The 18,183-nt window shown below is 64.0% G+C and carries 18 protein-coding genes; 9 read left to right on the forward strand and 9 right to left on the reverse strand.

Annotated elements, in window-relative coordinates:
• The first annotated feature begins 78 nt into the window (after positions 1–78).
• Positions 79–423, forward strand: coding sequence for a zinc ribbon domain-containing protein YjdM (locus BM275_RS16560; protein ID WP_023445042.1), 345 nt, complete (start codon positions 79–81; stop codon positions 421–423).
• A 47-nt stretch (positions 424–470) separates the two neighbouring features.
• On the opposite strand, the gene BM275_RS16565 is transcribed toward BM275_RS16560, so the two are convergent.
• On the reverse strand, positions 471–1,199 hold the full coding sequence (locus BM275_RS16565) for a DUF1294 domain-containing protein (protein WP_090522387.1): 729 nt from the start codon (positions 1,197–1,199) through the stop codon (positions 471–473).
• A gap of 128 nt (positions 1,200–1,327) precedes the next feature.
• Between BM275_RS16565 and BM275_RS16570 the strand changes: the two genes are divergently transcribed.
• Positions 1,328–2,158, forward strand: a complete 831-nt coding sequence (locus BM275_RS16570) for an NYN domain-containing protein (protein WP_014819131.1) — start codon at positions 1,328–1,330, stop codon at positions 2,156–2,158.
• A 10-nt stretch (positions 2,159–2,168) separates the two neighbouring features.
• On the opposite strand, the gene BM275_RS16575 is transcribed toward BM275_RS16570, so the two are convergent.
• Positions 2,169–3,569, reverse strand: coding sequence for a diguanylate cyclase (locus tag BM275_RS16575; protein WP_090522389.1), 1,401 nt, complete (start codon positions 3,567–3,569; stop codon positions 2,169–2,171).
• A 217-nt stretch (positions 3,570–3,786) separates the two neighbouring features.
• Between BM275_RS16575 and BM275_RS16580 the strand changes: the two genes are divergently transcribed.
• Complete coding sequence (locus tag BM275_RS16580; RefSeq protein ID WP_090522392.1) at positions 3,787–4,167, forward strand: hypothetical protein; 381 nt, start codon at positions 3,787–3,789, stop codon at positions 4,165–4,167.
• 12 nt (positions 4,168–4,179) lie between these two features.
• Here BM275_RS16580 and BM275_RS16585 read toward each other — a convergent pair whose 3' ends face one another.
• From BM275_RS16585 to BM275_RS16610, 6 genes are read right to left on the reverse strand one after another with little or no spacing between them, the layout of a single operon-like run.
• The gene (locus BM275_RS16585; RefSeq protein WP_090522394.1) at positions 4,180–5,106 is read right to left on the reverse strand and encodes an ABC transporter permease; all 927 of its coding nucleotides are present in this window, start codon (positions 5,104–5,106) and stop codon (positions 4,180–4,182) included.
• Positions 5,106–6,242, reverse strand: a complete 1,137-nt coding sequence (locus BM275_RS16590) for an ABC transporter permease (RefSeq protein WP_090522396.1) — start codon at positions 6,240–6,242, stop codon at positions 5,106–5,108. Before BM275_RS16590 ends, BM275_RS16585 begins: the two co-directional genes overlap by 1 nt.
• Positions 6,235–7,812, reverse strand: a complete 1,578-nt coding sequence (locus BM275_RS16595) for an ABC transporter ATP-binding protein (protein WP_090522398.1) — start codon at positions 7,810–7,812, stop codon at positions 6,235–6,237. The genes BM275_RS16590 and BM275_RS16595 overlap by 8 nt, the downstream gene beginning before the upstream one ends.
• Entirely contained in the window at positions 7,809–8,915 is a 1,107-nt protein-coding gene (locus BM275_RS16600; RefSeq protein ID WP_090522400.1) for a BMP family ABC transporter substrate-binding protein, read from the reverse strand. Before BM275_RS16600 ends, BM275_RS16595 begins: the two co-directional genes overlap by 4 nt.
• A gap of 25 nt (positions 8,916–8,940) precedes the next feature.
• On the reverse strand, positions 8,941–9,327 hold the full coding sequence (locus BM275_RS16605; RefSeq protein ID WP_090522402.1) for a VOC family protein: 387 nt from the start codon (positions 9,325–9,327) through the stop codon (positions 8,941–8,943).
• A complete protein-coding gene (locus BM275_RS16610) occupies positions 9,324–10,334 on the reverse strand; it encodes an isopenicillin N synthase family dioxygenase (RefSeq protein WP_090522404.1) in 1,011 nt (336 codons plus the stop codon). Before BM275_RS16610 ends, BM275_RS16605 begins: the two co-directional genes overlap by 4 nt.
• Positions 10,335–10,715: 381 nt before the next feature.
• On the opposite strand from BM275_RS16610, the gene BM275_RS16615 reads away from it, so the two are divergent.
• The 5 genes from BM275_RS16615 to BM275_RS16635 all read left to right on the forward strand — a co-directional run bounded on the left by BM275_RS16615 (position 10,716) and on the right by BM275_RS16635 (position 16,346).
• The gene (locus BM275_RS16615; RefSeq protein ID WP_090522406.1) at positions 10,716–11,165 is read left to right on the forward strand and encodes a DUF2231 domain-containing protein; all 450 of its coding nucleotides are present in this window, start codon (positions 10,716–10,718) and stop codon (positions 11,163–11,165) included.
• Positions 11,162–12,454, forward strand: coding sequence for a PQQ-dependent sugar dehydrogenase (locus tag BM275_RS16620; RefSeq protein ID WP_090522408.1), 1,293 nt, complete (start codon positions 11,162–11,164; stop codon positions 12,452–12,454). Before BM275_RS16615 ends, BM275_RS16620 begins: the two co-directional genes overlap by 4 nt.
• Before the next feature lie 218 nt (positions 12,455–12,672).
• A complete protein-coding gene (locus BM275_RS16625) occupies positions 12,673–13,476 on the forward strand; it encodes a DMT family transporter (RefSeq protein ID WP_255779768.1) in 804 nt (267 codons plus the stop codon).
• 69 nt (positions 13,477–13,545) lie between these two features.
• Positions 13,546–13,944 carry an SMU1112c/YaeR family gloxylase I-like metalloprotein gene (gene gloA2, locus BM275_RS16630; RefSeq protein WP_090522410.1) on the forward strand — a complete coding sequence of 133 codons (399 nt, stop codon included), beginning with the start codon at positions 13,546–13,548 and terminating at the stop codon, positions 13,942–13,944.
• 173 nt (positions 13,945–14,117) lie between these two features.
• Positions 14,118–16,346: an esterase-like activity of phytase family protein gene (locus BM275_RS16635; RefSeq protein WP_090522412.1), complete on the forward strand. Its 2,229-nt coding sequence runs from the start codon at positions 14,118–14,120 to the stop codon at positions 16,344–16,346.
• Between the two features lie 47 nt (positions 16,347–16,393).
• On the opposite strand, the gene BM275_RS16640 is transcribed toward BM275_RS16635, so the two are convergent.
• A complete protein-coding gene (locus BM275_RS16640) occupies positions 16,394–17,419 on the reverse strand; it encodes a CNNM domain-containing protein (RefSeq protein ID WP_014819118.1) in 1,026 nt (341 codons plus the stop codon).
• 275 nt (positions 17,420–17,694) lie between these two features.
• On the opposite strand from BM275_RS16640, the gene BM275_RS16645 reads away from it, so the two are divergent.
• Entirely contained in the window at positions 17,695–18,153 is a 459-nt protein-coding gene (locus BM275_RS16645; protein ID WP_090522414.1) for a hypothetical protein, read from the forward strand.
• Positions 18,154–18,183: the final 30 nt, after the last annotated feature.

Raw genomic sequence — 18,183 nt, forward strand, 5'->3', positions numbered from 1 at the left:
TTCCACGGCGGCCCCAAATTTGTAACAAAACCTTATACAATGCACGGCTTTCCGCATCCCGCCCCCTGAGGATCTGCCGTGAGCTCGCTGCCACCCTGCCCCAAATGCAACTCCGAATACACCTACGAAGACGGCCAGATGCTGGTCTGCCCCGAGTGCGCCCATGAGTGGTCCGCCACCGACGGCGCGGCTGCCGCGAGCGAAAGCGACAAGGTGATCAAGGACTCGGTAGGCAACACGCTGCAGGATGGCGACACCATCACGGTAATCAAGGACCTCAAGGTCAAGGGCTCGTCGCTGGTGGTCAAGGTCGGCACCAAGGTGAAGAACATCCGCCTGGTCGACGGCGACCACGATATCGACTGCAAGATCGACGGCATCGGCGCGATGAAGCTGAAGTCCGAGTTCGTCAGAAAAGTCTGAGCCGCGATGCTCGTCCGAAAGCCCGGCATTCGCCGGGCTTTCGCGTTTCAGAGCAGCCGCAACAGCCAGTCCAGCCGCTCGCGGGTAAAGCCGCTACCAACGAACAGCAGATCGATCCAGAACGCCTGGTGCAGCACCACGATCAGCCAGAACGCCAGCTGATAGTTCAGCTTGCGGGTCTTGTGGCGAAAGACCTGCTGCGCCACGAGCGCACCCGGCCAGCCGCCGACCAGCTCGAAGAAATGCAGTGTGGTTTCCGGTGTGCGCCAGCGATCCTTCAGCGCGCTGTGCTTGTCGCGCCAGTAGAGGACGAAGGTCAGCAGGCTGGCGACGGCATAGATCGCCAACGGCAACACCGCACCGAGGCGCAGGAGGCTACCCGCCAACGGCAGCAGACAGAGCAGCCCGAACAGCACCAGCTTGATGGGAAGCTGCTGGATGTTGCCGGCGACCAACTGGCGAGCAGGCTTGCCAGCGGCCCGCGCCGTCGCGCGCGGACGGGCCTGTTGCTCGGCCGGCTTGCGCTGACTGCCCGGGCGCTGGCGAATCGCTGGCTGGTCCAGCGTCAGCGGCGCATCCAGCCGCAGATGCTCGGCACGTAGCCGGCCCTGGGGATCGCGCCCCGACACGTAGAGCACACGATCACCAACCAGCGGCCGACGCTCACCATGCACGGCCGAGATATGCGCGAAGACATCCTCACCGCCCTGCTCCGGGCGAATGAAGCCGAAGCCCTTCTGGTCGTTCCAGCTTTTCAGCGTGCCTCGCTGTTCCATGCACCGCAATCCATGTGATCAAAGCCGCGCATGCTAACCGAGCTCGGCATGCGTTGGCAGCACGCCGCTATGGCCATGGCACGGTGGTCGGCGTTATGGTCGGACGATCTCCAGTCCAGGGAAGAAGCATGGCCAGCAAGCCCAACAGTTCGAACAAGCAGAAGCACCTCGCCGTGCTGATCGACGCCGACAACGCGCCTGCCGCCATCGTCGAAGGGCTGTTCGAGGAGATCGCAAAATACGGCGTCGCCAGCGTCAAGCGCATCTACGGCGACTGGACCAAACCCAACCTCGGCAGCTGGAAGAAGGTGCTGCTCGACTACTCGATCCAGCCGATCCAGCAGTTCGCCTACACCTCGGGCAAGAACGCCACCGACAGCTCGCTGATCATCGACGCCATGGACCTGCTCTACACGCGGCGTTTCGACGGCTTCTGCCTGGTTTCCAGCGACAGCGACTTCACTCGTCTGGCCGCACGCATCCGCGAGGAGGGCCTGACGGTGTACGGCTTTGGCGAACAGAAGACGCCCTCGCCCTTCGTCTCTGCCTGCGACAAGTTCATCTACACCGAAATCCTGCGCGCCGATGCCGCCAAAACGACATCCGAGCCACCGTCATCCGAAAAGCTCGCCGCAGCCGCGGCTCAGGTGGAAGAGACGAGCAAGCCGCCGAAGGCCGGCGACAAGGGCGACACCATCAAATGTCAGCAGGTGCCGGTGGACTTCATCGCCAAGGTGCTCGACGACCTGTCCGAGGAGGACGACTGGATTCAGCTGGGCACTCTCGGACAGAACATCAGCAAGCTGCGTCCGGCCTTCGATCCGCGGCTGTATGGCTGCAAGAAGCTCAGCGACCTGATCGCCAACCAGCCCAAGCGCTTCGACCTGGAATCACGGGGCAGCAGCGCCACCGGCGGCAAGGACCTCTACGTGCGCCTACGCAAACCCGGCAAGCACTGAGCACCGCCACTCAGCTCGCCTGCTCGTCCGGCGCATGGCAGCAGACGCGGTCCCGGCCCTCATGCTTGGCGCGGTACAGCGCGGCGTCGGCACGGCGCAGCAGGCTGTCCACCGTGTCCGTCGCGTTTAGCTCGGCGACACCGGCGCTGAGGGTCTGCGTCTGGCCAGTACTGAAAGACAGCGCCCGCGACTGCTCGCAGAGGCGCTCGGCAAACGTCAGCGCCTGCCGATCGGTGGTTTCGGGGCACAGCACCAGAAACTCCTCACCACCCCAACGTCCCACCGCGTCACTGCCGCGCAGGCAACCAACCAGTAGATCGGCAAACTCCTTGAGCACGCGGTCACCCATCTGGTGACCGAACTCGTCGTTGATGGATTTGAAGTGATCGATATCAAGCATGACGATCGACAGCGGCCGGCTGTAACGCCGTGCCTGCGCCAGCGCTCTGGCGAAACGCCGATCCAGGGCGGCGCGGTTGGCCAGCCCGGTGAGCGGATCAGTCTGCGATTTGACCTGCAGCTGCTCGTTCAACCGGCGCAGCCGGCCAATCCAGAACAGGCTGGTCAGCATCATCACCGAAAAGACCACCACGATCTGCACGACCAGGCGATAGTCGGTGCCCGACTCGACGCGAATCGGCGCATGCCTGTTGGCGATCTGGTTAAGCTCCCCCGGGGTGATCGTCGCAATCGCCTTGTTCAGAATGTCGCGCAACACCGGCTCGCTCTTCAGCACGCCGATGCGAAACTGATTGTCGAGACTCGTCAGTTGCCCGGCGATCTTCAGATTGAACCAGCCTTCGCGGCGAATGGTGTAGGCGGCCACGGTCAGCGAGCGCACGGTGAGATCGGCCTTGCGCTCGTTCACCAGCGCCAGCGCCTGGGCATCCGTGTCGGTGCTGATGACGCGCAACCGGGGAAAGTCCCGCCGAACGCTTTCCTCGACGAACGTGCCCGCCGGCAAAGCGACCGTTACGTCTTCGAGCGCGGACAAGTCAGCCACATAGGGATGGTCTTCCCGCGCGATCACCACATTGGCGTCGGTGAACAGCGGTTGGGTGAAGATCAGCCAGGCATCACGCACCGGCGTCTGGTTGAGGAAGCTGAGCAGCTGGCAGCGGCCAGCCTGGGAGAACGCCACCGACTGGCCCCAGTCGCTGGTCGCCACGATATCCAGTTGCAGCCCCGCCCGTTGTGCTACCAGCCGCAGCAGGTCGGCGGCGATCCCTTCATGCTCCCCGCGGGCATTGAGCATCTCGAACGGCAGCCAGTCCGGGTCGACACAGATGCTGACCGAGCGGTTGCCAGCCAGCCAGTCACGTTCGGCTGCGTCAAGCTCGAGCGTTACATCGGCGGTTGCCGCTGCACCACCTGCAAATGCCAGCAACGCCAGAAGCAGATACCTAGTCACTTCAGCCACCCTCGGGAGGAGCGCACGTAACATTGGCGACGGCTGCAGTTCAACACGGCGCAAATGGCACGGCAAGATCAATCATGGCTTTGAGCCATCACAAATCATGCCAACCATTTTTTTGACGCTTCTAATCATTTGCAATCATTGATTGGCGCAGCGATCGAACCGACCCCCGGTCAGCTCTTCTAAAGGGGACCAAATAGTGGAGGTTTCAATGAGCAAGCAGCTATTTCTCGCCTGCGGTCTGGCGCTCTGCGCCCCGCTGGCGTTCGCACAAACGCCGCCGCCGGAAGTGGTCACCCACCTCAACGGCCTCGATGTTGAGATCAGCCCAATGGGCGTGCCGGCCAAATCCGAGGGGGTCGAAGGCGAGCTGCTTGGCGTGCGGGCGGTGAAGGTGATGAACCGCACGGGCGGCCAGATCACCTGCGAGTTCCATGTACCGAACGACGCGCGCTCGGATACCTCAGCGTCGCCGGTTTTCACCGTCGCGCCAAATACCCAGCGCACCGAGCGGGTTCCCGGCGACTACTCGCCGGACGAGCCCTACGCGGAGATCACCTGCCGCTCCAGCGACCTGAGCCCAGCGCAATAAGCGCCGCGGCCTTCAGCGGCGCTCCTCGCGGATAAAGGGAATACCCAGAGCGCCGGGCTGGTTGCCCGCCACGTTCTTGCCGCTGGCGACCCAGATCATCACCGCCAGGGTCACGGCGTAAGGCGTCATCAGCACGAAGTACTGCGGCAGGCGCACGCCGGCGGCGGCCAGTTGCGGGATCAGCGCCTCGATGCAGCCGAACAGCAGCGCTCCGGCCAGGGCCTTCCACGGCGACCAGCGCGCGAAGATCACCAGCGCTACGGCGATCCAACCACGGCCGCCGGTCATGTCGGCGATCCACAGCTTGGTGCTGAGCACCGAGATATAACCGCCGGCCAGGCCGATCAGCGCGGAACCCGCGAGAATTGCTGCGAGCCGATAACCGAGCACGGAAATCCCTGCTGCATCCGCAGCCTGCGGGTTCTCCCCGACCGCGCGCATCCGCAGGCCGGTAGTGGTGCGGGTGAGAAACCAGACCACGGCAAGAAAGATCAGCGGCGTCATGAACACCAGCGGGTTCTGAACAAAGACCTTGCCCAGCAGCGGCAACTCCGACAGCGGCCACAGCTCCACCGCACCCAGCCCCTTGATTGGCTTGTTGGTCCAGTCCAGCAGCGTGCCGAGCAAGCCGGTCAGGCCCTGGCAGAAAAATACCAAGGCGAGCCCTGCGATCACCTGGTTGATGCGCAGCACCAGCACCATCAGCGCGAACAACAGCGACACCACGGCAGCCGCGCCCATCGCCATCAGCAGCGAAGTGCCGTGGCTGCCGAACGCCAGTTGCGCGCCAATCCCGGCCAGGGCGCCCACCAGCATCAGCCCTTCGGCGCCCAGCGCCAGGACGCCCGCCCGTTCCGTGAGAATCAGCCCCAGCGCCGCTAGGGCGAAAGGCACGGCGAAGTCCGGTGTGTTGCCTAGCCAGTTGGCGATCATGTCCATCAGCTTTCGCCTCCCTGAACGCGGCGGATACGGTGGCGGATAAAGAAATCCGAGGAGGCGACGCAGATCACCAGGATCGCCTGGATCAACTGCACCATGGAAAACGGGATCTGGTAGAACACCTGCAGGCTGCGCCCAGCGACGAACAGCATCGCCATCAACAGCGCCACCACCAGCGCCGCCACAGGGTTGTTGCGCGCAAGAAAGGCGATGAGAATTCCGGAGAAGCCGTAGCCCTGATAGAACGACTGGGTCAGCCGCCCCTCCTGCCCGGCAGTGACGAGAAATCCGGCGATCCCGGCCATGGCACCGGAAACCAGCACCGTGCCGATGATCATCTTTTGCACCGGCACGCCCACCGCGCCCGCCACCCGCGGGTTGGCATCAACGAAGCGCAGGTACAGCCCGGCGCGGGAAATGCCGAGAAACCATAGCGCCAGCAACGCGACGAACACGGCCAGCGGCACTGCCGCGCTGATGCCGTCGAACAGCTCGGGCAGGCGCTCGAACGGCTGGAATTGCGGTGAATAAGGGAACGAGCTTTTCGGGTCTTTCCAGCTTCCGTACAAAAGGTGCAGCAGGAAATTGATCGCCAGGTAGTTGAGCATCAGCGTCGAGATGATCTCGTTGACCTTCAGCCGCAGCTTGAGCAACACCGGCGCCAGCGCCCAGAGCAGCCCGCAAAAGATCGCCGCAGCGAGCATCAGCGGCAGGCGCAGCGTTTGCGGACCGACCTCGAACAGGGAGATCGACGTCGCACCGATGGCGCCCCAGATCATCTGCCCCTCGAGCCCGAGGTTCCAGAACTTGGCGCGAAACGCCATGCAGCCGGCCAGGCCGACGAGGATCATCGGCGATGCCTGAAACAAGACCGCTTTCAGGCTCTGCGCATCGAACACCGTGAGAATGACAAATTCATTGAGCAGCTCGCCGGCCGGCACGCCTGCGGCGATCAGGATCGCGGCGGAAATGCCCAGCCCCAGCAACAGGGCTAGACCGATGATCGCAGCCTGCCAATGCCAGGCCAGTTGCTGGCGGATCTCCAGTGCGTAACGCCGCGACAGCAGCGGCTGTTTCGGGCGCTCGGTCGCTTGCGCAGCTTGCTCCAGCATCACGGGGCGTACCTGTTCATTCATGGTTTACCCCTTCTGGATTCAACTCGCCATGGCTCAGCTCCCCATGGCTGACCATCGCCCTACCAATGGCCTGGCGATCCGCCGGCCGGTCGAATTCCGCGACAATGCGCCCGGCGTTCATCACGCCGATTCGATCCGCCAGGGCCAGCACTTCGTCGAGGTCTTCGCTGATCACCAGCACGGCCGCGCCGGCATCGCGGGCGGCGCGTAGGCGGCCATGCACGGCTGCGGTGGCGCGTACGTCGAGCCCGCGGCTAGGGCTATGTACCAACACCAGTTGCGGGTCGCGGGAAAACTCGCGGGCGATCACCAGCTTCTGCGCGTTGCCGCCGGAAAGCAGCGCGGCCTTCTGCTTCAGCGAGCGCACGCCCTGCACGTCGAACCCGGCTACCGCCTCGGCAGCGTCTTCCTCCAGACGCTTGCGCCGGAGATTGAAGAACGAGCCATAGCGCCCGCTGTGGATCTGCCCGACACCGAAGTTCTCCGCCACCGAGAGCTCGCCAGCCAGCGCGGTGCCGTAGCGGTCGGCCGGGATCGAGGCGATGCGCAACTCCCGGCGCTGTTCAGAGCTGGCCCGGCGCAAGTCGCCAAAACCGGTCAATTCCAATGCGCCTTCGCAGGACTCGGGCAAGCCCATCAGCACATTGGCCAACTCGCTCTGGCCATTGCCGCCGACACCGGCGATGCCGTAGATCTCGCCCGCGCGCAGGCCCAGGTTCACGCCATTGAGCACGCCGTGGCCACCCGCGCCCGTCGACCTGAGATCACGCACCTGCAGCCGCACCTCGCCCGGTATCGCCGGCTGGTATTCGCTGGCCGGCGCCGACTCGCCCACGGTCAAGCGCACCAGCTCGGGCACCGAGACCGTTTGCGGATCGAGTGTTTGTATCGTCCGACCGCCCCGCATCACGGTGACGCGATCGGCGAAGCGCTTCACATCGCTCATCTTGTGAGTGACCAGGATTACCGCCGCGCCCTGCCGTGCGAAGGCGCGCACCGTTTCCAGCAGGCGCTCGGCCTCCCCATCGGTGAGTACCGCCGTCGGCTCGTCGAGGATCAGGATCCGCGCACCGGCCAGCAGCACCTTGAGAATTTCTACCCGCTGCTGCTCGGCCACCGATAGCGACTCGGTGACCTTGCGCGGGTCGATGGTGAAACCAAGCTCTGCCGCCTTGTCGCTGATCCGCTGTTCCAAAGCCGTCAGCCGCTGCCGGTGGCTGCCCGCGAAAGCATGATTGCCGGGCCCCACGGGCAGCCCCAGCTGGATGTTCTCGGCCACGGTGAAGGGCTTCACCAGCTTGAAGTGCTGATGAACCATGCCGATGTGGTAGCGGCTGGCATCCCGCGGGCCGCTGAACCGCACCGCATTGTCGTTGATCAACAGCGATCCGCTTTCCGGTGCGTAGAGGCCGGCGGCGATGTTCATCAGCGACGACTTGCCCGCGCCGTTCTCGCCGAGCAGCGCATGCACCTCACCCCACTTGGCGGTGAAGTCTGCCTGGGACAGAGCCATGAAGCCGTCGAACGACTTGCTCACCCCGGTCAGCTGGATCGCGTTCAGGTTGCTCATTGCTGGGTGATCACTCCCTTGACGAACCAGTCCATCTGCCACAGCGCAGGGTCGGCCATGACCTCACCAGCGGCGATGCGCTCGGTGCCGTCGCGGTCGAGCATCGGGCCGGCGTAGATCTGCTTCTCGCCTTTGAGCAGCTCTTCGCGGGCAGCCATGATCTTGGCCTTGTCCGCTTCGGAAACCGCCGGGCCGCAGCAGGCCGCGTCGGTGCCGCCCTCGGCCATGGACAGCAGCGCGCCGTTCTCCGGCGGCGTCCAGTTGCCGGCGCTGATCTTCTTCAGCTCCGGCGCGAGGAACTTGTCCCAGACCCAGACCGATGAGCAGACGGTGGCGTCAGGGGCGAACTCACTCATGTCGCGATGGTGCCCGGTGCCGTGCACGCCGCGCTCCTGGGCGACGATCTGCGGTGTCGGGCTGTCGACGTGCTGGCCGAGCACGTCGGCGCCAGAGTCGATCAGCGCCATGGCGGCGGCGCGTTCCTTGACGGGGTCGTTCCAGGCGCCGGTGTAGACCACGGTGACGGTGGCATCCGGGTTGATCTGCTGCGCGCCAAGGGCGAAGGCGTTGACCGTCCAGTTAACCTGGCCGAAAGGATTGGCGGCGACAAAGCCCAGCTTGCCGGTCTTCGACGCCGCGCCCGCAGCCATCCCGCACAGATACTGGCTTTCGTAGGTGCGCCCGTAGAAGGATTCGAGGTTGCCGCTGTTGGTGGTGCCCGAGCCGTTGAGGAAGGCCACATCCGGATACTTGTCAGCCAATTCCTTGAAGGTGTCGGAATAGCCGAAGGCAGTACCGATGATCACGTTGGCGCCGCGCTGGATCAGCCGGTCCACCGCCGGGCGGATCGAAGAGGCGTTCTCCGGCACGCTCTCGACGTACTGGATCTTGGTATCCAGCTCGGTTTCGAGCTTCTGCCGCGCCTCGTCGAAGGCCTGGGTCCAGCCGCCGTCATTGCGCGGGCTGATGTAGAGCATGGCGATCTTCGCCGGTTTATCGAGCGTCAGCCCCTGCCCTTCCTGCGCCGAAGCCAGGCCCGCCGCGCCTGTCAGGCCGAGAGCCACCGCCGCACACAAGGTCCGTTTCATGAACTTATTCAGCATTTTTAATTTCCTGATGGTGGGATCGTCAAAGCATGTGGTTGATGCGGAACACGTTTTTCTCGGGGTCCAGCAGCACCGCTTGGTACCAGTGGTAGTAGGTTTCGTAAGGCGCCTTGATCAGCGTCGCGCCCATGGCGACGGCAATGGGCACCAGGCGGTCGACCTCGCCTTGCGAATCGACGTCGATGTTCAGCAGGAACTTGCAGCCGCGGGTGTCGGCGAATTCGTCCAGCCGCAGCAGTTCATAGGCTTCCGGCGCGTTGAAGCCGATGCAGCTCTTGCCGGTATCCAACCCGCGAAAGATCGGCGAGGCGATTTCGGGAATGTTCCGGAAGCCGAACAGCTCGCGGTAGAAGCCGCTCAGGGCTTCGATGTCGCGGGCGAAGACGTTGACGTAGGAAAGGGTGCTCATGCGACCTCCAGCCCTTTGCCGAAGGTGGTCTGCTTGACGAACTTGGAGAGCAGGTTGTCGCCAGAGGTGACCGGCGCGTGGCGTGGCGCTTCGCCCTCGCTCAGGCATCCCGGCAGGCACTCGATCAGCGCGTCGTAGTTGGGCTGGTGGAAGAACACAAGTGACTGTCGCCCGTTGTCGGCAGGGCTGTCCTCAGGCGGATTGACCACCCGATGCAGCGTGGAAATCCACTGATCGTTGGTCCACTGCATCATCAGGTCGCCGATGTTCACGGCGAAGCCGTTCTCCACATAGGGCACATCCACCCATTCGCCCTGACGGTTGCGCGCCTGCAAACCGCCCAGCGCGTTGTCCGGCTTGACGATGGTCAGGCTGCCGTAATCGGTGTGGGCGCTGGCACGCAATTGCCCGGGCTCCACCGCGCCCTTCACGTCCGGATAGCTGAGGCTGCGGAACATGCTGATGTGCTTGTCGATCTTGTCGTCGAAGAAGGTTTCCGGCAGCTCCAGTGCCAGGGCGAAGATGCGCATCAGCGACTGCGACAGCTCGCTCATGGCAGCGAAGTACTCGCGATAGGCCTGCTCGAAGCCTTCGATGCCGGTGGGCCAGACGTTTGGCGCGAAATGCGGGCCGGCTGCGGCGCAACGGTAGTAGTCCTCATCCGGCACATCGCTGGGCCCGATGGAAAAGGATTCCTTGAGATCGCCGGGCGCGGCCTCCTCCATCGAATACGACAGGCTCTCTTCGGCGATGGCGCTGTAGCCGCGCACCATTTCCGGGCTGGGCCGGTCGACCTTGCGCTTTTCCGGCAACGGCAAGGCGAAGAACTGCCGCGTCAGCCGCGACACGCGCTCGATCAGTTCAGTGGGGATCTGGTGATTGGTGATGACCAGAAAACCGATGTCGCGACAGGCCTGGTCAACGGCCTTGGCTACCTGGGCCTTGCCCTCCGGCGTGCCGGCGAAATACGGCGCGAGGTCGATGATGGGAACGTATTGCAGAGTCATGGATGACGCACTCCTCTGACGCAAGGCTGAAACCTGAGCGCGTCGCCGATGGCGCGGGCGCTTCTCTGTATGCGTGACGCTGCCGCCCTTTTGCACACGGGCGACTTTCTAGGAGAGAGCAGAAAGCGTGCCACCGGATCGATTCGCTTACAGATCAGTGGCTTAGCGATTTGACCAGGGCAAAACGGATCAAATGGTCCGGTTCAGAGCACTTGGTTTGTGCGCGAGGCACGAAAAATGGGCGCGAGCAGCAATGGCCGAGAGCTGCGCGCCGCTCGGCGATATGAGTGAACTAACGGTCGCACAGCACGATCCCCTCTTAAGCACCTTCAGAGCGATCCGCGCCGCGCAGGGCTGGTCGAAAGCAATGAGGAGTTCCTTGTGACCGTCATCACCTACCGCACCACAGAAACCACTCACAGCGTTTCCCGCCACGTGCCGCATCCGCTGCACTCGATCCTACTGGCCGGGAGCGTGCCGTTGTTTCTCGGCGCACTGCTGAGCGACGTCGCCTACTTTCGCAGCTACCAGATTCAATGGAGCAACTTCGCCTCCTGGCTGATCGCCGGCGGCCTGGTGTTCTGCGGGCTGGCAATCCTGTTCGCGGTCGTCAACCTGATCAAGGCCAGGCACAGGACAGGGCGACCGCTGATCTATCTGCTGGTGCTCGTGGCGACCTGGGTAGTCGGTTTCATCAATGCCCTGCAGCACGCCAAGGACGCCTGGGCAGTCATGCCGACCGGCCTGGTGCTCTCGGTGATCGTCACTCTGCTGGCCTGCGCCGCCGCGTGGATCGGCCTTTCCAACCTGCGTGACGGAGGTGAAGCATGAAGCACACCAATGCACTCTCCGCCCTGACCATCGCGTTGTTCCTTAGCGCCTGCGGTGGCGATGAGCAGGACGCCGCCAGCCTGTATGGCGCCAACCCCAAACTGCCGGAACCCGACCGCGGAATGCTGCCGAGCATGAAGATCGCCGAGCCGACACCCTGGGGCGATGCAACACCCACGGTGCCGGAAAACTACAGCGTGACGGCGATAGCCACCGATCTGCAGATCCCGCGACAGACCCTGGTGCTGCCCAACGGCGACATCCTTGTGGCCGAAGGTCGTGGCGGCAATGCAGCCAAGCTGAAACCGAAAGACGTGATCGCCGGTTACATCAAGGCGCAGGGCAACACGTCGGTCAAAAGCGGTAACCGGCTGACCCTGCTGAGAGATGCCGATGGCGACGGCCGCTACGAAATGCAGAACGTCTTCGCCGATGAACTTAATGCCCCCTATGGACTGGCCTTCCACGACGGCAACCTCTACGTCGCCAACCAGGACGAACTGGTGCGTTTCGAATACGAGGAAGGTCAGACCGAAGCCAGCGGTCCGCCGACCAAGGTCGTTGACCTGCCCTCGGAGATCAACCACCACTGGACCAAGGCGATGACCATCAGCCCCGATGGCCAGTACCTCTACGTCGGCATCGGCTCGAACAGCAACATCACCGAGCGCGGGATGGAAGCCGAGGTCGACCGCGCCGTGGTCTGGCAGATCAACACCAAAACCGGCGCCTACAAGCCCTACGCCACCGGCCTGCGCAACCCCACGGCCCTGGCGATACTGCCCGGCACCGACCAGCTGTGGTCGGTGGTCAACGAGCGCGACGAACTGGGCGAAAACCTGGTGCCGGACTACCTGACCTCGGTGCAGGAAGGCGGTTTCTATGGCTGGCCCTACAGCTACTGGGGGCAGAACGTCGACGATCGCGTCCGTCCGCAGGACCCGGACAAGGTCAAGCAGGCGATCACCCCGGACTACGCCTTGGGCGCCCACGTCGCCGCGCTGGGCCTGGACTTTTCCTCGGATGTCATGGGCGAGCAATTCACCGAAGGCGCGTTCGTCGGCGAGCACGGCAGCTGGAACCGGGAAGATCCGTCCGGCTACAAGGTGGTCTTCGTGCCGTTCCGCGATGGCCGCCCGGCAGGCGAACCTGTCGACTTCATGACCGGCTTCCGCAAGGACGGCAAAACCCGCGGTCGTCCGGTGGGCGTGACCGTCGACCCCAGCGGAGCCCTGATCGTCGCGGACGACCTGGCCAATGTGGTCTGGCGGGTGACGCGCAACCAGTGACGAGTAGCAGGCCGGTGACCGCGCGGTTACCGGCTGCTCGTCATGCGCCTGCAGGTTGGTCCCTTGCGGCTTTCTTGAAGGCATAGGATGACCTTATGGCGCAGCGCTCGCCGCGAACAAATGGAAGAACTCAGGGGAAGCCGGCAAGCCTGGGTGCGCTGCTGGTGGTGCTTGCCGCACTTTGCTGAGGACTATCGGGTGGGATAGGCGGCGTCCTCATTAGCGAGGGCTGGAGCCCCACCGTAGTCTCGCTCTACCGGGGCCTGATCGGCCTCGTGTGCGTGCTCATCTGGCTGGCATTACGCCCGGCCGGCAGTGGAATGACGAGCCACAGGCTGTGGTTCTGGTCGGTAATCGCCGGCATCGGCGTGGCGGGCAACTTCTCTTTTTACTTCTTGAGCATCGCCGAGGGCAGCGTTGCGGTGGCAGCGACCCTGATGTACTCAGCGCCGGTGTTCGTCTACCTGGCATCCTTCGCGTTCGGACTCGAAAGGCCGACGCTGTTCAAATGGGCAGCAATCGCAACGGTGATGCTCGGCGTCATCTTGCTGACCGGTATCCATGACGTCGGCGCGAGCGACATTACGCTCGTGGCAGCCGGAGCCGGCCTGCTATCCGGTTTGTCCTATGCGGCTTTTATTTTTGCGTTCAAGTACGCGGCGCCCCACGGCAGTCCTCAGGCGATTCTCGTCATAGCGTTCGCGGTGCTCGTTGGCATACTCGCCTCGATGAGCGACGCGCAACAGGCAGCGTCGGTGCCAGGCGCCCCGAGTTGGCCACTGTTCATCGTTCTGGGTGTGGTCGGTGCAGGGCTGTCCTTCATTCTGTACATCGTCGGGCTCAGACATACCGCACCGGCTGTGGCGTCCATCGTGGCGATGGTCGAGCCGGTAACCGCTTCGCTCTTCGGCGTCGTGGTACTGGATGAGAGTCTGGCAGCGCTGCAGATCCTGGGCATGGGGCTGATTCTATTGACGGTGACTGCGCTGGGCCTCCAGGGCAGAGAACCGAACGAGATGTAACGATCCGGCTCGTCGAACGCTCGCCTTTCCTGACAGTCTCTACCCGACAATTCCCGCTGGACCTTGCGCATGCTCCGCTCCATCCACCACGTCGCGATCATCTGCTCGGACTATGTCGTATCGAAGCGCTTCTATACCGAGACGCTGGGGCTGACGGTGATTGCCGAGCATTACCGCGAGGCGCGTCGCTCCTACAAGCTCGACCTCGCGCTGCCGGATGGCGCTCAGCTCGAGCTGTTTTCCTTTCCCGATGCGCCGCCGCGCCCTTCACGACCGGAGGCGCAGGGATTGCGGCATCTGGCGTTTGCGGTGGACGACGTCGCGCAGTGCAAGGCATGGCTGGAGCGTCAGGGCGTTGCGGTGGAAGCGATTCGGCTGGATGAGTACACCGGTCGCCGATTCACCTTCTTCGCGGACCCGGACGGCCTGCCGCTGGAGCTGTACGAAGCGGCGCCGGCCGTGGATTGAGCCTGCACGGGTATCCGTCTGACAGCGGGGGCGATAACCAGCGCGCCGGCAACGCAGAACCGATGCCACCCGCATCTCCTCCCGTAATGCTCGACCTCCTCGCCGTCACCGCCACGTAACAATCCGGCCCTAGCGTGTTCTGGCTGTCCCCCACACTGACCGCCGAGGCCCGCATGAGAACTCCGACCCGCCTGACCCGCACCGTATTGTCCACTGCCCTGTCCTTGGCCTTGTTGCCGCTGGCCTCGCAGGCGGCACCTCTCCGCGCCGCAGACTACTTCGAGCGGGTCGCGACCTTCCCGGTCTTTCGCAACCTGGGTGCCGATGAGGATGCCACCCGGCAGACCGTAGCCGAGATCACCGCGGTGAGTCGCGACGGCCGCACGCTGATCTACACCGACAGCCCTGGCGAGCGCATCGGCCTGGTGGACATTCGCGATCCGAAATCGCCGCAGCCGGCGGGCTTTATCCGGCTGGAAGGCGAACCGACCTCGGTCGCCGTACATCGCCACTACGCGCTGGTCGCGGTGAACACCTCGCTCGGCTTCACCCAGCCCGATGGTGTGCTGGCGGTGTTCGACATTCGCAATCCGGCGCAACCCAAACGCGTCGCCACGCTGCCCATGGGTGGCCAGCCGGATTCCATTGCCATCAGCCCGCGGGGTCGCTATGCCGCGGTGGCGATCGAGAACGAGCGCGACGAAGACCTCAACGACGGGCTGATCCCACAGCTGCCGGCCGGCTTTCTGCGCATCGTCGACCTCAAGGGTCAGCCGTCGCGCTGGCGCACGCGGGACGTCGACCTGACCGGCCTGGCCGAGGTCGCGCCGGGTGATCCGGAGCCTGAGTACGTCAGCATCAACGACCAGGACGTGGCCGCCGTCACCCTGCAGGAAAACAACCACATTGTGCTGGTCGACCTGCGCCGTGGCCGGGTGATGCGCCACTTCAGCGCCGGCCAGGTGGATCTGCAAGGTGTGGACGTCGAGGAGAACGACCGCATCGAACCGGTCGGCGTGCTCGCTGGCAAGCGTCGCGAGCCGGATTCGATCGCCTGGGTCGGGCCGCTGCTGGCGACCGCCAACGAGGGCGACTACGAGGATGCCGAAGGCGCGGAAGGCGGCAGCCGCAGCTTCACCCTGTTCGACTACAACGGCCACGTCTGGCACGAGGCCGGCGCCTCGCTGGAACACGCCTTCATCCGCGCCGGGCACTACCCGGAAAACCGCTCGGAGAACAAGGGCATCGAGCCGGAGGGCATCGCCGCGGCGCGTTTCCGCAAGCACAGCCTGCTGTTCGTCGGCAGCGAGCGCGGCAATGCGGTCGCCGTCTACGACGTGGCCCGCCCCTGGGCGCCGGTGATGCATCAGTTGCTGCCTACGGGCTTGGGGCCGGAGGGCATCCTGCCGATCCCGTCGCGCAACCTGCTGGTGGTCAGCAGTGAAGAAGACTCGGCCGAGGACGGCTACCGGTCGACGCTCTCGATCTACCAGTACGGTGCCAAGACCGCACCTTACCCGGAGATCCGCTCCACTGATCGCGACCTGATCTCCTGGGGCGCGCTGAGCGGCCTGGTCGCGGACCGCAGCCAGTCCGACCGCCTCTATGCAGTACCGGACAGCTACTACAAGGCGTCGCGGATCTTCAGCATCGACACCAGCCAGACACCGGCACTGATCGACCGCCAGATCGAACTGCGCAAGGCTGGCACGAGCGTCGACTACGATCTGGAAGGCATCGCCCAGGCCAGCAATGGCGATTTCTGGCTGGCTTCGGAAGGTAACGGCAAGGCCAGGCCGAACCTGCTGATCCACGCCAACGCCAGGGGCGAAGTACTGGACGAGTTCGCCCTGCCCGCGGAGGTCGCCGCCCAGCAGACCAGCAACGGTTTCGAGGGCGTCGCGGTGGTCGGCGAAGGCGCCAGCACCCGCGTCTACGTGGCCGTTCAACGCGAGTGGAAGAACGACCCCGCCGGGCGGGTGCGCATCGGCGTGTTCAACCCGGGCACTGGTGAATGGGGGTTCATCCACTACCCGCTCGACGCCGCAGCCGAGGGCGGCTGGGTCGGATTGTCCGAGCTCACTTCAATCGACAACGGCCAGTTCCTGGTGATCGAGCGCGACAACCAGCAGGGCCCGGCGGCACAGATCAAGCGCCTGTACCGCATCGACCTGAATGGCCTGCAGCCCGCCGCTGAAGGTCAGCGCTTCCCGCTCGCAAGCAAGCGTCTGGAGCGCGATCTGCTACCTGATCTGAAGAGCACCGGTGGCTGGGTGCTGGACAAGGTCGAAGGTGCGGCGGTCGACAAGCAGGGGCGTCTGTTCGTCGTCACCGATAACGACGGGGTCGAGGATGCCAGCGGCGAGACGCGTTTCATGCGGTTCGGGACGGTCAAGCGCTGAGATCCGGCAGCTTCATGCGGAGCGGCAGACCCGCTCCGCATGCTCGGTCAGCTGTCGCGGGCGCGCTTGATGCGGTGATCCCAGCGGCGCTTGGCGAAGCGGCGCATGTTCGGGATGTCGTCCGTTTCGTCCATGATCGGCTGGCCGATGATGGTTTCCATGATGTCTTCCAGCGTCACCAGGCCGCGCCAGCTGCCGAACTCGTCGTAGACCAGGCACATGTGCTGGCGCTCGTGCAGCAGCTGAGTCATCAGGTTCTCGACGCTGGTCATTTCCGGCGCGACTTTCATCGGCTTCATGATCGTCGAGACCGGCGCCTCGTCATCGGTCGCTGACAGGGCGTCATAGCGGAACACCACACCCAGCGGGCTCTCGTTGTCGCCGATCACCGGGTAGCGCGAGAACTGGCTGTCGGCAACCTGCTCCTTGAATGCGCCAATGCTGGTCTCCGGCGACGTGTAGTCGCACACCGTACGCGGTGTCATGACGTCACGGACCTTGATCTCGTGCAGGTCGAGGATGTTCCTGATGACACGCTGCTCGTCCTCGTCGAGGCTCTTGTTCTCGCGGCCAAGCACCGTCAACGCCTTGATCTCCTGGCGGATGTCGTGCTCCGGCTCCTTGCCACCGACCAGCCGCATGATCATGTCGGACAGGTAGATGAAGGGCTTCAGAATCCAGATCATGCCGTTCAGCAGAGGCGGCAGGTACGGCGCCAACGTGCGCCAGTAACGGGCACCGATGGTCTTGGGCAGGATTTCCGAAAGCACCAGGATCAGTACCGTCATCACCGCCGAGGCGATACCGACATAGCCGTTGCCAAATACCACGGTGACCTGCGCACCGACACCGGTCGCGCCAACGGTGTGGGCGACGGTATTCAAGGTCAGGATGGCCGCGAGTGGCTGGTCGACCTTGTCTTTCAGTTCCTTGAGGCGCTCGTACAGCTTCGGACGGGTCGTCTTCTGGTGCGCGATAAAGCTCGGTGTCAGCGAGAGCAGTGCGGCTTCGAGGATCGAACAGATGAATGAAACGAGGATGGATAAGACAGCGAACGCTATCAGGAGGGTCATGTAAGGGAGATTTCATTGCCAATGGCAGGCCAATTTACAGCAAAGCCGCCGAGCGTTAGCCGGATGCCGCGATGGGCTTGCAACATTTCATTTCCCCGTATGAACGAACGCGCTGGATACACTGATTTCGACAGCAGCCGACAATGGAGTTCATCCCCTCGATCGGCGCCCTTTTCCGGCAACTCGCACGCTTGTTTCCCGACGCGCTCCTCGGCTAGGGTGCGGTCCTCGACGAAACGGCCCTTCAGGAGCATTGCAGATTGATCAGAACAGGGATGTTGGCGCTGGGTTTGCTGATGGCGCTCACGGCACAGGCGGCCGAACAGCGGGTCTATCTGGTCGCCACGGTACAGCTGGACGGCACCAGCCTGGCGCAGAGCGCGTTTCTACATGAGCCGGATATCACCGAACTGGAGGGTTGCCGCGAAGCGGTACGCGAGGGCCAGCGCGCCCGTGACTGGCAGAAATACCATCACATCTTCCGGAACGATCTTTTCAAGGGCTTCGCCGGCCACATGCATTATCGCTGCGCCTTCAGCGATCTGCAGTTCAGCAGCTGGCACGATGGCCCGCGCTACAACCAGCCCTACCTGATCGCTGTCGACGAGAACGCCATGCTCAGCGTGGCACGGACGCCAAGCCAGGCCCAATGCATGAGCCGCCTGCGCGCGCTGCCGGCTGCCCGGCAGGCGCAGAGCTTCTGCGCCATGGGCAACCAGCAGATCAAGCCCTGACCGCCCGACCTTCCAGCCGAGTGGCGGCAG

This window comes from Stutzerimonas kunmingensis (assembly GCF_900114065.1).
GTDB lineage: Bacteria > Pseudomonadota > Gammaproteobacteria > Pseudomonadales > Pseudomonadaceae > Stutzerimonas > Stutzerimonas kunmingensis.